The organism is Nostoc sp. CHAB 5836 (genome assembly GCF_020829445.1).
Taxonomy (GTDB): domain Bacteria; phylum Cyanobacteriota; class Cyanobacteriia; order Cyanobacteriales; family Nostocaceae; genus Nostoc.
In genome coordinates, this window is sequence record NZ_JAIVFV010000016.1 from 1 (window position 1) to 15,133 (window position 15,133).

Below are 15,133 nucleotides of genomic sequence, written 5' to 3' on the forward strand. Positions count from 1 at the left end.
TAAGTCGGCAAGAATAAACCAAGCTATATTACGAAACGTAAATACACCTTAAACCCTTATAAATGACGAAGGACAAATGACAAATGACAGCTTTAGCCAGTTAGCTTTATTTGCGTCGCTCTACTTAACTGATTGTTAGGTACATCAAATCTAATAGTACTGGCTGCCCAGTCTTTGAAATCGGGGGCTAGCCAGACTAGCTTGCACAGAATTTCATCATTGACCCACAACACCAAGGGAAACCGAAACTGTTTGCGAAACTCATCTCGCATGATGTTGGTACTGATGATTAGTTGGTTAATTTCCACTACAGATTCTAAACCCCTTACCATCAAAGCTTCGGGTTGAGTAACACCAATTTCAGTTGTAATAGCTGTGTACAGTTTGTCAGCCGCAGGTGAGAGCAAAATTTCATGGATATCTGCTGATGAAAATTCTGTTAACAAATTCAGCACTTGTTCTTGCTTTTGAAGAGAGTTGCAACACGCTAATAACAGTGAAAACTCTCCACCAGAAACCATCATCGCCCTTGCCAGCCTCTTAGTGGCTGCTATGCTGCTAACTGTACTGTTTTCCGAACTACTTAAGCTGATCATTAAAAAATCCTGCTTTTGATTTTAAAAGTTGTTGAGCAATATTCAGTTATTTTACCGTATTATTTTTGACTCAAAAGTGTTAGGCGGGTAAATTTGATGACTTTTCCTCTGTAATACTGAGCATTATATGATCAACAACGATATAGTGTATTATCTCACATTTACAATTAAGCGATAATCTAAAGATACTATCAAGACAATGTAAGTAAGTTGGCGCGAAAAAACCTAAATATGTTACGAAACGTAAATAGGCTTAAACCCTTGTAAATGACGAAGGACAAATGACAAATGACAGCCTTAGCCAGTTAGCTTTAATTGCGCCGACCTACTTAGGTAAAGGGGGTAGGCGAAAAATTAGCAATTGAATTATCACTGTATTCTCAGAGATTTTTGTATCTGACAGCAATTAAGTAATTGCTTTTTAATTAAGAGTTAAAAAATACTCAGTACAAGTTTAACAACAAACATTGGAAAGTGGGAAAAACTTAACTGGCTACTGGTTCTCTGTCGCCTAGGGTAAACTCGATGGGGACGCTTTGTATTTACGCTTTAACCACCAACCTGCAACACCAGCAACCGCTATCCCGCCAATGGTATGAGGTTCTGGAACAGTGGCTGAAACGGTATCAGTCTGGTTGAAATCAGCACTCTCGACTTTGCTTGTGGTTTGAGAATTGGTATTATCAATCAGAAGTTTAGCCAACCTACCATCATCACTACTGGCGAAGAGATAATCTTCTTGAAGATCACCCAGAAGCGCACCTCCAATTGAGAAAAATTGCCCGCTTCTGGTGTTAATATCTGTAATTGCCTGAGAGTTGAGAGCAAAACTCAGAATTTCGTCTGATCTGCCAGAACTACTAACTTCAAAAGTTCCATAATTTTTACCACTTCCCAAATCACTATATATAATGTTATTGGGGCTATTAACTTTCTGACTTAGTACATCAGCAGGTGTTGAAACATCAAAAAAATCTAGGGTTTTTGTTCCATTTTCTGAACCCTCAAATCTTTGAAGTTGCAGGATTGCTGAGGAAACTTTTGTGATAGCACCAAGATCGAATGTAAAAAAGTTACGCAAATCTGTTCCGCGTATATTTCCAGTTAGATAGTTAGTATTATCGTTAGTATTAGGCCCATTAAGTCCGTCTTCAGCAGCCCACCAACCTTGATTTGAACTACTCAAACTGACAGTTGCTGCTTGCGCTACGTTCAGCGTTCCTAATCCGAATCCAACAATAGCAGCCGTAATTGCCAATTTGTAACAGTTTTTCATGAGACATCCCTCTAAAATCGAACCTATTTAGGTGAAATTCGCAAAAACTTCTCCTATGCAATCACTGTTTTGCAAAGGACGCAGTTGCTCCAAAATTAAGAGTAACTAAGTATAGCTTTGCATAAAATCGTGGCCAATTGAGGGTTGAAATTTAAACGCATAGGCGCAACTCTTGGAGACGCACTCGCGTTCGCCTTCCCGCAGGGTAGGTTCGCAAAGGTAAACGCAAAGGGGCGCAGAGAATTCCCTACGAATTAATAAAACAATGCTGCTGTTGAGCAGTATTATAATGCAATGAACACAATCATAAGTAATAACACATAAGCTTCAGAGAAAATTTACATAAACTTTATTATTTCTTAATTTTTGGCTTTCAAATTACATCTAGACAAAATAGCTTTTCAGGTTCAAATTTTTTATTCTTTATATAAAGAAATCGTAATATTAATACTTGATACGATTAATAAATTTTTACAAAAAATTATCCGATTTTTTTAAGTAAAACTACTGCAATGAATCCAGTTTGGATTTAAGTAGTTAAATTCGGGAAATGTATTCTTCAATGATTCCGGAAACAGGAGGAAATGTCAGAAAAACTAAATAAAAGGACTTACTGAGTAACCAGGTCATGACCTACCACATAATCGGTAAATTACTACAAGGGCGTTATCAAATTATCCAAAGCCTGGATGCAGGGGTGTTTGGACAAACATACATTGCTGTAGACGTAGATGATCCACAGAATCGCAAATGCGTTGTTAAGCAGATCAAGGTTAGCAGTTGCGAATCCGGCTACTTGGAGATGCTGAGGTTACTGTTTCTGAGTGAAACTCAAACTCTCAAGCTTCTAGGAAGTCATGACCAAATTCCTGAATTCATCGCCTGCTTTGAAGAAAACGAGCAATTTTATTTAGTGCAAGAGTGTATTGAAGGACATCCGGTGGCGGCGGAATTACCGATTGATCAAGGGTCGGGGTGTCTGTGGACTGAAAGGAAAGTTGTAGAATTTCTGATAGATGTCTTAGGTATTCTAGAATTTGTTCATTCTCAAGGAGTGATCCATTGCGATATCAAACCGGAAAACTTAATTAGACGTAGTAGCGATGCCTACGGCAAGGGCGAAGCCCTACGCAAATTAGTTTTGATTGACTTTGGCTCAATCGAGTCGATCGATTTTGGCATAGGTGTGCAATTGCCTATTTATAGAATTCCTGTCACTTCATTGGGGTACATACCGCCAGAGCAATTTATTGGTGAAACACAGCCCAACAGTGATATTTATGCTTTGGGTATGATTGCCATCCAGGCTTTAACTGGATTAGAGCCACTACAATTAAAAGCTGATCCTTATACTAATGAAATTTTTTGGCGTTCTCCAAACACGCCAGTTAACGATTATCTCGCTGCTGTTCTCAGCCAAATGATCCGCTACAATTACCAAGACCGCTTTCAGTCTGCGGGTGAGGTGCTGCGGGTACTTAAACAAATGGTATGGGAAACTCAGCCATCACAAATATTAGAAGAAGATTCTGAATTTTCCTTAGAAGCGACGGTTGAAGATAATTATTTTCCAAATCCGACATCCGAAAAATCATCTCCGTTATTAACAGGAATGAAAGTAGGACTGGTGGCTAATTCTTTAGTGATGGGATTTGGTGTCTACTCTTTAGTTAATAATTCACCTGCATACTCAGAAACAGATACTTTATATCAAGCGACAAAAGAATATCAAGGAGGGGACTTACAAGAGGCGATCGCACTCGTTAAATCAATCCCTTCCCACAGCAGTGTTTATCCAGAAGCACAAGCGACAATCGAAGAATGGCAAGAGCAATGGCAAGTAGCTGCACAGCAATACCAAATAGCTGAAACAGCTTTGAATGAAAGCAGATGGTCAGATGTTATTGATGCTGCTGCTAAAATTCCAAATATTTTATATTGGCAACGTAAAACAGATAAATTAGTTCCGCAAGCATCTGTCAACATTGAAGCACAGACGCAAGATTTATTAGCAAAAGCTTACGCAAGTGCCGAGATTAGAGATTTTTCTGCTGCATTACAATATCTGCGTCAAATTCCTAAAGAAAGTCATGTTGGTGCTTTAGTTCAAGACAAGTTGGCTGAGTACAATCGAAAGCGGCAGATCAGAGCAGCTTATTTTTTACAGAAAGCCTATAAACAAGCATCTGTTGGTAATTTTAATCGAGCCGTCAAATTTTTGAGAAATATTCCCAACGATACTTTAGTTTATGCTCAAGCTCAAGTCAAATTGAATGAGTATACTCAAAAACAACGCGTGCTGAGTAAACATCAAAAGGTAGCTTCTGCAAAAAGAACAAATTCATTTGTTCCTAAAAAGTCAGCTACTAGGGTTGAATATCTTCAGGAAGTAAATTACCTGCAAGAAGTGAATATTCGGTAGTTTTAGTAATTCGTAATTAGGTTGGGTTGAAGGCAGAGGGCTATTTCATTCTCATCTAGCCCGCCTCAGAATTCATTCTGAGTCTAATAGCGAAAGTCGTCTTTAGACGACTGAAAACAGGTTATATAGCAACACACTTGGGTTAAGCATTTCCTCCTTCTCTTTCTCTCTTCTCTCTGTGTTCTCTGCGCCTTTGTGGTTCGTAAAAAAAAACAGTTTCAGCCCTTTTGTGAACCGTATTGGGTTATATAGCGCTTCTCACTTGGGTGCAATAGAGACCTAACCCCCAGCCCCTTCCCTACTAGCGTTGGGGAGTAAGATTCAAAGCCTCTCTTCAAACTACCTCTAACAAACTACCGAAAATGTTGGGTTTCGTTCCTCAACCCAACCTACGATTATCCTTAACTGAACCCTATTGGCTTAAAGTGTTGTCTGCGGTGGATTTGTGGAATTAGGAATTGGGATAATTGGCACGATTACAGGTCTTGGTTTCTCACCTTGCAGTTGAATTTGGGCTTGGTTGCGAGCATCTATTGCTTGTTGGTAATTAGGCTTGTATTTTATTGCTTGATCGTAAGAAGCGATCGCATCCTGATAGCGTTTCAAATTTAATAGGGCATTGCCTCTGCTATACCAGCTTTCGGAATGGTCTGGTTTATAACGAACTGCCTTATTATAAGACGCGATCGCTTCTTCGTATTTTTGCAATATATATTGGGAATTGCCGAGATTATACCATACTTGATAGTCATTTTGCTTAATGGATGCTGCTTTATTATAAGATTTTATTGCTTCTTCATAGCGTTGATTTTGATGCAGCGACCAACCCAAATTGTACCATGCTTGATGGTTTCTGGGATTTAATTTAATTACTTGATTAAAAGATTCAATTGCTTCGGGATAACGTTTCAGATTGAGCAGTACATTACCTCTTGATAACCAAGCTTGATAATAATTTGGCTGGGATTTTACGGCTTGGTCATAAGCTGTAAATGCATCTTGGTAGCGTTGCAAATTGACTAGTGCATTCCCCCAATTATACCAAGCTTGCTCGTAGTCTGGTTTGAATTCAACAGCTTTTTCGTAGGCTGCGATCGCTTTTTCATATTGGTTAGAATTCTGTAAAGCTAATCCTTTTTTGTACCAAGATTTGTAATTATCTGGTTTGAATTCAATCGCTTTTTCATAAGATTTAATTGCTTGGTCATATTGGTTTAAATTACTGAAAGCTTCACCCTTAGCATTCCAGACTTCTGAGTTTTCATTATTTAATTGTAAGGCTTTGTCAAAAGAGGCGATCGCTTCTTGATATCGCTGTAAACTTGCCAATACCAAGCCTCGTCCGCTCCAAGCTTCAAAATAACCTGGCTGAATTTGAATTGCTTTGTCATAGGCAGCTAAAGATTTTTTGTATTTTTTTAATTTGTATAATGTTTTGCCTTGACCATTCCAGCCTTGAGCATAATCGGGTCTAACATCAACGGCTTTTTCATATACTGCTAGCGCATCTTGATAACGTTGCAAATCAAAAAGGGTATTTCCTTGTTTGGATAATTCTATGGCGTTATTGGAATTAATGTGATTCCAAATAAATATTGATGCTACACCGCTAACACCAATTAAAAATATCGCTAGTAAAATTTTACCCAGTATACCTTTTTTTACTTGAGGGTTATGTATATTTTTTGGTGGATAAATAGGAGTTAATGCTATTGTTTGGGCAGGTGGTTGTGTTAACTCTTTGAGCGCTTGTAATGCTACCTTTGCCGAAGAATAGCGTTGCCGAAAGTCGTAGCACACCATTTTATCTAAAAATTGAGCGAATTCTCGCGTTACCGTGGCTTGATTCTGCCAGATAATTTCATTAGTATCAGCATCTTTGACAATTTCCTCTGGTGATAATCCAGTGAGAGCTTGAATAGCAATTATTCCCGCAGCATAGATATCACTGCTTAATTTTGGTGTACCATGAGCTTGCTCTCCAGGAATATATCCAGGCGTACCTATAGCAACGGTAGCTATAGTTTGACTTTCAGGATTAATGACTTGAGTAGCAATTTGTTTAACTGCACCGAAATCAATTAAAATTAATTTGCCATCATCTTGGCGTCTGAGGATATTGCGGGGATTAACGTCACGGTGAATTACATTCTGTTGATGGACAAATTCTAAGATGGTCAAAAGTTCTTGTAAAAGTGAAATTACTTGGTCTTGACTGAGGGTTTTGCCTGGTGTTAATTCTTCACTCAGGTCATGACCTTCGATCAATTCCTGTACGAGATAAAATTCGGCATTATCCTCAAAATAAGCTAAAAGTTGGGGAATGCGATCGTGAGTTCCTAATTTATATAGAACTTGTGCTTCTGTATCAAATAAACGCCTAGCTGTCTCCAAAGTTACTGGATCACTTGCCTGGGGTTTAAGTTTTTTAACGACACATGGAGGTGAACCGGGTAATTGAGTATCACAAGCCACAAAGGTTTCACCAAAACCCCCACCTCCCAAGTTACTAATAATTTGGTATCTTCCTACAAGTGTGTTTCCCAGCATCTCGTTTGCCTAGTTAAGTGCGATGCGATCTGATTTCAATCTTGCCACAGGTTAAGGAGTGGGGAGATGAGGGGGATGAGGGGGATGAGGGGGATGAGGGAGAAAGAATAACTAATACTCCAATGCCCAATGCTCACTTGCTCTGCCCTTAAGAGCGGGACGCACCAGAAGGGATGCCCAATACAACTCTTGGAGAGGCTGCGCCAACGACTTCTCTACGATACGCTACGCGATCGCTCGGTACAAGTGCCCAATGCCCTATTCAATATGATTCCTATTAGTGATAATATTCGTTGTCGAAGTAAGCCGATTATTAATTACTGGCTGATTGCTATTAACCTAGCTGTCTTTTTCTGGGAGCTTCAACTAGAATTTGGTGGTGGATTGGGCTATTTTGTCAATACCTGGGGTGTGATTCCAGCGCAGATTAGTGCGGCAATTACCGATGCTCTCTTCTTCAACAACTCTGCTGCTTGGATAATTGTAATCTGGCGCATATTTACACTATTTTTTGGGATATTTCTGCACGGCAGTTTTAGTCAAATATTGGGAAACTTACTATTTTTGTGGGTTTTTGGCAAGACTGTAGAGAATATTCTAGGACACGGACGCTATCTCGCTTTTTATCTGGCTGCTGGTGTGATAACCGGGTTAGCACAAATTCTGGTTGAACCGAGTTTGACAATACCATTAATTGGGGCAAATGGTGCGATCGCAGCTATTTTAGGAGCATATGTTATCAAGTTTCCTAAAGCTAAAATTTACACAATTTTGCCGCTAATAATTTTGTATATTCCCATGCAAATCCCAGCTTTTTTCTATATATTTTGGTGGTTTGGGCAACAATTATTTTATGGTATTGGCAGTTTAAATATTCCCCCCCTTGGCGTAAATCAATCGGGCGTTGTCTTCTGGGGGCAGGTTGTAGGATTATTGATTGGTGCAGGTTTCATCCGATTTAAGAGATAAATAGCAATACAGTTCAGTTTTAACCAACCTCGCCACAGTACTTGGATACCAATAGGAGTTTTATGTCGATGTTCAAGATATCCTCTTCCGCCGTCATTTGACAGTGTGGTTCGATTAGCTTGGAAAATTCCACTTTTGAGTTGGCAAAAACTCATAAGCCCTTTTGAGTATCCTTTCCCCATTAAACATTTCTGACAGTCCTTTGCCAAATCCTTGACTTAAAGCAAAACCAATCGACATTGCACGCTCATTCAATCGGCGATCGCCGTTCCTCGCAAGTCGCAAAATTTTTTTTCCCACCAGTCCAACATAATTTGTTACCTTTAGCACCCAATTTTAATTACTGTACCCTATCTGCTGTACTTGATCCAAATCCTTTGTGAGTAAGCCTTTTAAGACTTAACGAGAAAAGTCTTATATATCATAGGACTTACGCAAAGGGAACGGAAAACGAACCACAGAGAACGCAGAGTTCACGGAGGAATGAGAGTTTGAGAGGGTTTTTGCGTAAGTCCTATATCAATACGCTTGGGTTAAGAGAATAGTAGGTTGGGTTGAGCGTAAGCGTTACCCAACAAAGTCTCGATAATGTTGGGTTTCGTTCCTCAACCCAACCTACACCAGATTTAGTTTTTAGCCTTAACTGAACTGTATTGTCTTATATATGCCTTTTGGCTGAAATGTCTAAATTGTCTTTGCTTAATCAAATATTCAGTTAATAGTCAGGATGATTGCTATGGTAATAGTTTAAATTGTGAATTTTGAATTGTTTATGTGCCTTTTGATGGATTGCATTTGTTAGCCGAAAAATCGATAATTATAAAAATAACGGATGCCTACTCTTCAAATGGATATTGTTGAGTTGTGAGCGGTGTGCAAAATGCAAAATGTTGATAAAGTTAACTTTCAACTCACTGATGAATTAGAAGTTCTCCGGCAGCGTGTAGCTGAGTTAGAGCAATCAGAAATATGTTATCAACAAAAGCAAGCAGCTCTTGAGGAGCAATTAACAGAATTAGAAATAAAACTTGCAATAGCAGGACAAAATCCCCAGACTCAAGTTGTTGAGGATGATACGGAATGTCATCTTGAAGAGGGGACATCCACAGCCTTGAATTTGCCCATCGATGTGGCAGTAATTTTACGCCAACTTCAACAAGAAATTGCACAAAGGCAGCAGGTAGAACTCTCGCTGAGGGAGAGTGAAGAAAGACTCAGGCTAGCTCTAGATGTTTCCCAGATGGGCTTATGGGATTGGAATATTGCTACCAATAAAGTCATCTGGTCTGAAAATTATGAACTACTTTTTGGTGTGGTTCCAGGTAGTTTTGACGGGCCTTATGAGGCGTTTCAGAAGTGCGTTCATCCTGAAGATAAGCAATCTGTAATGCAACTTATCGCCCAGGCTCTAGGACAAAAGACTGACTACAACGATGAATTTCGCATAATTCGCTCAGATCAAAGTGTACATTGGATTTCTGCCAAGGGAAAATTTATCTATGATGCTCAGGGACAAGCAGTGCGAATGATCGGAGTTTGTATGGAAACTACTTTGTGCAAGCAGGCAGAAGAAAGTACTCGCGAACTAACGAGCCAAGTCCAAGAACAGGCAAATGTTTTAAATGCCATCCTGACTGCATCAGTCGATCACATTTATATCTTTAATCAGAAAGGTCGCTATCAGTATGTAAGTCGTGATGGAGCTACTGTACTAGGTTTAAAGCCCCAGAATATTATCGGAAAAACTTTGCAAGAACTGGATTTCCCCACAGACCTTGTAGAACAGGTAGACAATCAACGACAAGCTGTAATGAAAACTGGGCAGCCAATTAAGGATGAGTGTAAATATCTTACCGCCGATGGATTGCATTATTATGAATACATCCTCACACCATTACGTAATTCCAACCAAACTATTGAAGGTGTAATTACTGTTTGTCGCGATATTACCGAACACAAACGGGCAGAAAAGACTTTACGTGAAAGTGAAGCGCGATTTCGGCGTTTGTTTGAATCGAACTTAATCGGTGTCGCTTTTTGGACTATGGATGGCTTCATTATTGATGCTAATGATGCCTTTCTTCAACTAGCTGGCTACACTCGTGATGAGTTTGCCACTTTAGGTAGAATTAATTGGAGAGAACTTACTCCTGTGGAGTATAAGCATTTAGACGATCGCGCCCTTTTGGAAGTGCAAACTACTGGAGTTTCCAAAATTTATGAGAAAGAGTACCTCCACCGCAACGGGAAGCGAGTACCAATTGTTTTGGGGATAGCCTTGCTGAATGACTCCCAGGATAATGGTGTTGCTTTTTTACTAGATATTACCGATCGCAAATCAGCTGAAAAAGAATGCGATCGCCTCCTCAAATGCGAACGAACAGCACGCCAACAAGCAGAAATCGCCAACAAAATCAAAGATGAGTTTCTGGCGGTTCTCTCCCATGAACTGCGAACCCCACTCAACTCCATCCTGGGATGGTCGAAAATCTTGCGGACTCGTAATTTTGATCAAAAAACCACTAGCCGCGCCTTGGAAACCATTGAACGCAACGCCCAATTACAAACCCAGCTAATTGAAGATTTGTTGGATGTGTCTCGCATCCTCCAGGGAAAATTAAACTTGAATATCTGTCCAGTCAGCTTAGTAATGGTAGTTGAAGCAGCACTAGAGACAGTACAACTAGCAGCACAAGCCAAGTCAATTCAAATTCAGACCATATTTGATCCCAATTTGGGACAAGTGATGGGCGACCCAAATCGGCTTCAACAAGTTGTGTGGAATTTGCTCTCCAATGCAGTAAAATTTACACCAATAGGAGGACGGGTAGAAATTCGCCTCATGGAAGCTGGTAAATTGGCTCAAATTCAGGTCAGCGATACAGGTAAAGGAATTCCACCAGACTTTTTGCCTTACGTGTTCGATTACTTTCGCCAAGCTGATGGCACAACTACACGCACATTTGGTGGATTAGGTTTAGGATTAGCGATCGTGCGTAAGGTTGTAGAGATGCATGGGGGAGATGTTCAAGCCGAAAGTCCTGGAGAAGGATTGGGTGCAACCTTCACTGTTGAACTACCGCTTTTGGTCAGAAGTGAACAGGTTCGGCGTGAGGAGAATGAGTGTTCAGCTTGTGCGCCTGATTCCCCACTCCCTCCAAACACTCAAATTTTGGTGGTGGACGATGAACTAGATATCCGCGACTTAGTTACCTTTATTTTGCAAGATTACGGTGTGAAAGTAACCGCCGTAGCATCAGCAGAGGAAGCATTACAAGCGCTGTCTGAGTCCATACCAGATGTTTTAATTAGCGATATTGGAATGCCAAAGACAGACGGTTATATGCTGATGCGTGAAGTCAGGGCGCGATCGCCCCAACAAGGAGGACGCGTCAGAGCGATCGCTCTGACAGCCTATGCAGGGGAAATAAATCAGCAGCAAGCACTAGCAGCAGGATTTCAAATGCATATCTCCAAACCAGTAGATCCAGATGCATTGGTCAAGGCGATCGCTGATTTGATTCAACCAACATGATACAGGTAAGCCTCCGACGGCTGTGCATCACTTTAAGTAGGTCGGCGCAATTAAAGCTAACTGGCTAAGGCTGTCATTTGTCCTTTGTCACTTGTACTGAGCGAAGTCGAAGTATTGGTCACTAGTAAACATTTTAAGGCTATTTACGTTTCGTAACATACTTTGATTTTTTCGCGCCAACTTACTTAGTGTTGTGCCATGTCTACTGCTTTCCTGCTAGACTCTGGATAGTCCCTATGCTTTCAGGAATTATGGTATCTGTAGAGCAAGTCATGAAAGAAGCCTTAGCTTTGCCCAGTGCAGCGAGAGCATTGTTGGCAGAAAAGCTGGTTGAAAGTCTTGAATTTGATGTAGACGAAACACTTCAAACACTGTGGACAAATGAAGCCAAGAAGCGTAGAGATGAAGTTCGTAGTGGTGCAATTAAACCCATTCCTGGAGAGGAAGCCTTAGCTAGGATAAGACAACTTTTGGAGTAATGAAATAGTTCCAAATCACATAGTCAAATATAGTCAGACGTTTGCAATTTAGGTTTAAGCAACCCTACTTTCAGCATGGACACGCTTAAATAGTGGAGTTATCCGCCTTGGATGTACTACCAAACATCCCCTATCCCTTAGAATAGACTTGATAGAGTCGAAACCTTCAGGATTACTTTTTCTGCCGATGTTGAAAGATGCGTTCACGTCGGCATGAATCTTCAAACCGTCTTGACTGACATACCACGCACGTTTGACACGTCTTCCTGAGAATATATGTTTTATCTTCTTGTTAGGTTGATAAGTTGGGATGATGTCCCAATCAATGGCAGAACTCTTGCTGGTGTAGCTTTCTTCTGCAACCTTGACGGTGATACCGACTCTTTCTAATTTCAGAGTCAGCATCTCGATAAATTTGGCGTGTGGTATTTGAGTAAAGTTTTGGTTTGTGCGCTTACCTAAATTAATCCGGGTTTTCCATTGTTCATTTTTCCCTATAGATACGTGGGTTACGCCAAAAGACTTGAACTCATCCACAATCCTTTTTGTGGCTTGATGTAAATATGAATCTACAAATTGATTGCGATTACGAACGATGTTTGCAATTCGCTTTGATTTGCCTTTACCCTTGGCAAGAATTCCTCGAAACTTGGCAACCTGCTTATTGTAAAATTGGTTTGCTGATTTCAATGGTTTACCATTTACAATAATTGGTTGTATTGTTGGGTCGTTAAAAACAATGGTCGCTAGATTGTCTAAACCAATATCAATTGCTGCATTGAGATGAGGATTCAAGCTACAAAAGAATTGTGACGATTCGAGAATTTCATAGACTACTTCAACAACAAAGCATCCAGTTTTTGGGATAATTCGTACTTCACACAAGTCCTCAAACTTTAGTCCAGGCTTTACCGGAATCCTGATTGGTGACATTGATGGAACAACTGAACCTTTACTAAATTCTCTTTTACCAATCGCTTGATTATTGAACTTAACTAAGTTTTTATCTTCAAGATAATTAGGTGGCTTTGGAATACCTGTGAACTTAGTTGAATCAAGCTTATAGGCTGCCAATGCTTTGTAATAAGCAATCCACGCATCTGCATTTTGCTTTAATACGAGTTGGGCTACCTTGGCTGGCATCGCTTTGTAGTTCTCGTTTTGTTTAAATAAAGCGTCTAAGCAGATTAATGTTTGTGTTCCCCACCCATAGAAAAAACCTTGACGTTGTGTGAATTGAGCAGTGTTATAAAGCTGTCGGGAAACCGTAGTAATACGAACGCAATAATCAAACCACTCATGTCCATCCTTGATTACGTGCTTTTCAACTTGACGCATATTGATCAACTTTGGCATTAAAATTAGTTTATCACTACAGAGCCAGTCAGATATGTTTGACTACAAAACGTAATTAATCTGTTGGAGAATTTAATGCTTCCACAATTTTTTCGGTTTTGCGTTTTGCCCGGCGCTGACCATATAATCGTGCTGCAAAGCTAGTAATTATCGCCACCAAGTCTTGCATTAATTCATGCAGAGCGTCGAGTTGAATTAGCACAAGCATTTATTAATGCAGTTGAGGATGTAATTTTCCAAATCATCCACTCACCGACTCGCTGGGCTGTTGTTGAGGAAGACATTCGTCGATGTCTAACGCGCAAATTTCCCTATGGAATTTTATACACCATTGAGGAAGATTACGTTTTAATTTTGGCGGTGATGCACTGTAGCCGCGAACCAGGATACTGGAAAGAGCGTGTTAAAGATAAACCATCGGGTGAAGAAACTGAACTTTAGGATGAGTAAATTGAGCTAAACTGAACCAAGTTTGCCAGTACGATAAATATAGACAGGATCTACTTTGAATTCTATCTACCGTTTTCATGGAAATGACTGAGCAAGATGATTCTCACCAATTGAGTGAACCGACCGATGGAGCGACTACCAAATCGGTCGATAATTCCTGGAGAAACCACATTGCTGGTGTCTGGAACAAAGCAGCAACAGGTCTAACGCAACTCTTACCCGTAGAACAAGTGGCACAAACAGTTGTTGAATGGTTTAGTGTGAGCGAAACTCAGGTTGCAGAGATTTTAGAGAAAATCCGAGCCGAATTGCCAACCACAGAAGCGCTGCTAATTGGTAAACCCCAAGCCGGAAAAAGTTCCATTGTCCGGGGATTGACGGGAGTTTCTGCCGAAATTGTCGGTCAGGGATTTCGTCCGCACACGCAACACACCCAGCGCTATGCCTATCCTTCCAATGACCTGCCGTTACTGGTTTTTACGGATAGTGTCGGACTTGGTGATGTTAAACAAGATACTCAATTAATCATTCAGGAATTAGTTGGTGATTTAAACAAGGAGACTCGATCCGCTACAATCCTCCTTATCACCGTCAAAATCAATGATTTTGCAACTGACACGCTACGACAAATTGCTCAACAGCTGCGCCAGCAGTATCCAGACATTCCCTGTCTGTTGGTAGTTACCTGCTTGCATGAAGTTTATCCTGCCGATACCACCGATCATCCTGCCTATCCACCAGATTATCAGGAAGTCAACCGCGCATTTGCCGCAATGCAGCAAGCCTTCGCAGGAATAAGCGATGGCTCTGTACTCATTGATTTTACCCTAGAAGAAGATGGCTATAATCCGGTATTTTATGGCTTAGAAGCACTGCGAGATTCCTTAGCAGAACTACTCCCACAAGCAGAAGCCCAGGCGATTTATCAGCTATTAGATCAAGAAGAACCTGGGAAGCAACTTGGTAACCTTTACCGAGATGCTGCACGCCGTTATATTTTGCCATTTGCAATTATGTCTGCCACTCTGGCTGCTGTACCTCTGCCATTTGCGACAATGCCCGTACTCACTGCCTTGCAAGTATCAATGGTGGGTTTGTTGGGTAAATTATATGGACAGACAGTTACTCCATCTCAGGCGGGAGGCGTTGTGAGTGCGATCGCCGGTGGTTTTTTAGCACAGGCCATTGCACGGGAGTTAATTAAATTTATACCAGGTTTGGGTAGTGCGATCGCAGCCTCTTGGGCAGCCGCCTATACCTGGGCACTAGGGGAAGCAGCCTGCGTTTACTTTGGTGATTTAATGGGAGGTAAGAAACCCGATCCCCAAAAAATTCAGTTGGTGATGCAAGAAGCATTTCAAGCCGCCCAAGAACGGTTTAAAAAATAATTCGTAACTGTAAGTAGAGCGACGCAAATAAAGCTAACTGGCTAAGGCTGTCATTTGTCATTGGTCATTGGTCATTTGTCATTTGTCATTGGTCATTTATAACGCAATACGC

The 15,133-nt window shown here is 40.7% G+C and carries 12 protein-coding genes; 6 read left to right on the forward strand and 6 right to left on the reverse strand.

From position 1 onward, the window contains the following. Positions 1–92: 92 nt before the first annotated feature. Positions 93–596, reverse strand: coding sequence for a hypothetical protein (locus tag LC605_RS05295; protein WP_229546524.1), 504 nt, complete (start codon positions 594–596; stop codon positions 93–95). Between the two features lie 511 nt (positions 597–1,107). Further along, positions 1,108–1,872 carry a PEP-CTERM sorting domain-containing protein gene (locus tag LC605_RS05300; protein ID WP_229546525.1) on the reverse strand — a complete coding sequence of 255 codons (765 nt, stop codon included), beginning with the start codon at positions 1,870–1,872 and terminating at the stop codon, positions 1,108–1,110. Positions 1,873–2,500: 628 nt separating this feature from the next. Here LC605_RS05300 and LC605_RS05305 point away from each other — a divergent pair. Then, positions 2,501–4,294, forward strand: coding sequence for a serine/threonine-protein kinase (locus tag LC605_RS05305; RefSeq protein ID WP_229546526.1), 1,794 nt, complete (start codon positions 2,501–2,503; stop codon positions 4,292–4,294). 420 nt (positions 4,295–4,714) lie between these two features. On the opposite strand, the gene LC605_RS05310 is transcribed toward LC605_RS05305, so the two are convergent. After that, the gene (locus LC605_RS05310) at positions 4,715–6,844 is read right to left on the reverse strand and encodes a serine/threonine-protein kinase (protein ID WP_229546527.1); all 2,130 of its coding nucleotides are present in this window, start codon (positions 6,842–6,844) and stop codon (positions 4,715–4,717) included. 267 nt (positions 6,845–7,111) lie between these two features. Here LC605_RS05310 and LC605_RS05315 point away from each other — a divergent pair, with 267 nt between their 5' ends. Then, positions 7,112–7,813 (forward strand): rhomboid family intramembrane serine protease, encoded by a 702-nt coding sequence (locus LC605_RS05315; RefSeq protein WP_229546567.1) that lies wholly within the window; start codon positions 7,112–7,114, stop codon positions 7,811–7,813. A 114-nt stretch (positions 7,814–7,927) separates the two neighbouring features. Here the strand turns inward: LC605_RS05315 and LC605_RS05320 are convergent, their stop codons facing one another. After that, a complete protein-coding gene (locus tag LC605_RS05320; protein ID WP_229546528.1) occupies positions 7,928–8,143 on the reverse strand; it encodes a hypothetical protein in 216 nt (71 codons plus the stop codon). Between the two features lie 550 nt (positions 8,144–8,693). Between LC605_RS05320 and LC605_RS05325 the strand changes: the two genes are divergently transcribed. Both LC605_RS05325 and LC605_RS05330 read left to right on the forward strand, forming a co-directional pair. Beyond that, positions 8,694–11,348 carry a PAS domain S-box protein gene (locus LC605_RS05325; RefSeq protein WP_229546529.1) on the forward strand — a complete coding sequence of 885 codons (2,655 nt, stop codon included), beginning with the start codon at positions 8,694–8,696 and terminating at the stop codon, positions 11,346–11,348. 251 nt (positions 11,349–11,599) lie between these two features. Beyond that, positions 11,600–11,827: an addiction module protein gene (locus LC605_RS05330; protein WP_229546568.1), complete on the forward strand. Its 228-nt coding sequence runs from the start codon at positions 11,600–11,602 to the stop codon at positions 11,825–11,827. Between the two features lie 54 nt (positions 11,828–11,881). Here the strand turns inward: LC605_RS05330 and LC605_RS05335 are convergent, their stop codons facing one another. Together LC605_RS05335 and LC605_RS05340 are read right to left on the reverse strand one after the other, a co-directional pair. Continuing rightward, the gene (locus tag LC605_RS05335) at positions 11,882–13,165 is read right to left on the reverse strand and encodes a transposase (protein ID WP_229546530.1); all 1,284 of its coding nucleotides are present in this window, start codon (positions 13,163–13,165) and stop codon (positions 11,882–11,884) included. 73 nt (positions 13,166–13,238) lie between these two features. Further along, a complete protein-coding gene (locus tag LC605_RS05340) occupies positions 13,239–13,391 on the reverse strand; it encodes a hypothetical protein (protein ID WP_229546574.1) in 153 nt (50 codons plus the stop codon). A 35-nt stretch (positions 13,392–13,426) separates the two neighbouring features. Between LC605_RS05340 and LC605_RS05345 the strand changes: the two genes are divergently transcribed. Then, complete coding sequence (locus LC605_RS05345) at positions 13,427–13,624, forward strand: hypothetical protein (protein ID WP_229546569.1); 198 nt, start codon at positions 13,427–13,429, stop codon at positions 13,622–13,624. Between the two features lie 92 nt (positions 13,625–13,716). Beyond that, entirely contained in the window at positions 13,717–15,021 is a 1,305-nt protein-coding gene (locus tag LC605_RS05350; protein ID WP_229546531.1) for a GTPase family protein, read from the forward strand. Positions 15,022–15,133: the final 112 nt, after the last annotated feature.

Excerpts from the sequence above, each read along its gene's own strand:
- LC605_RS05330 (WP_229546568.1), top strand. The coding sequence starts at position 11,600 with ATGGTATCTGTAGAGCAAGTCATGAAAGAAGCCTTAGCTTTGCCCAGT.
- LC605_RS05310 (WP_229546527.1), bottom strand. The coding sequence starts at position 6,844 with ATGCTGGGAAACACACTTGTAGGAAGATACCAAATTATTAGTAACTTG.
- LC605_RS05295 (WP_229546524.1), bottom strand. The coding sequence starts at position 596 with ATGATCAGCTTAAGTAGTTCGGAAAACAGTACAGTTAGCAGCATAGCA.
- LC605_RS05335 (WP_229546530.1), bottom strand. The coding sequence starts at position 13,165 with ATGCGTCAAGTTGAAAAGCACGTAATCAAGGATGGACATGAGTGGTTT.
- LC605_RS05350 (WP_229546531.1), top strand. The coding sequence starts at position 13,717 with ATGACTGAGCAAGATGATTCTCACCAATTGAGTGAACCGACCGATGGA.
- LC605_RS05305 (WP_229546526.1), top strand. The coding sequence starts at position 2,501 with ATGACCTACCACATAATCGGTAAATTACTACAAGGGCGTTATCAAATT.
- LC605_RS05300 (WP_229546525.1), bottom strand. The coding sequence starts at position 1,872 with ATGAAAAACTGTTACAAATTGGCAATTACGGCTGCTATTGTTGGATTC.
- LC605_RS05325 (WP_229546529.1), top strand. The coding sequence starts at position 8,694 with ATGCAAAATGTTGATAAAGTTAACTTTCAACTCACTGATGAATTAGAA.
- LC605_RS05315 (WP_229546567.1), top strand. The coding sequence starts at position 7,112 with ATGATTCCTATTAGTGATAATATTCGTTGTCGAAGTAAGCCGATTATT.
- LC605_RS05340 (WP_229546574.1), bottom strand. The coding sequence starts at position 13,391 with ATGCTTGTGCTAATTCAACTCGACGCTCTGCATGAATTAATGCAAGAC.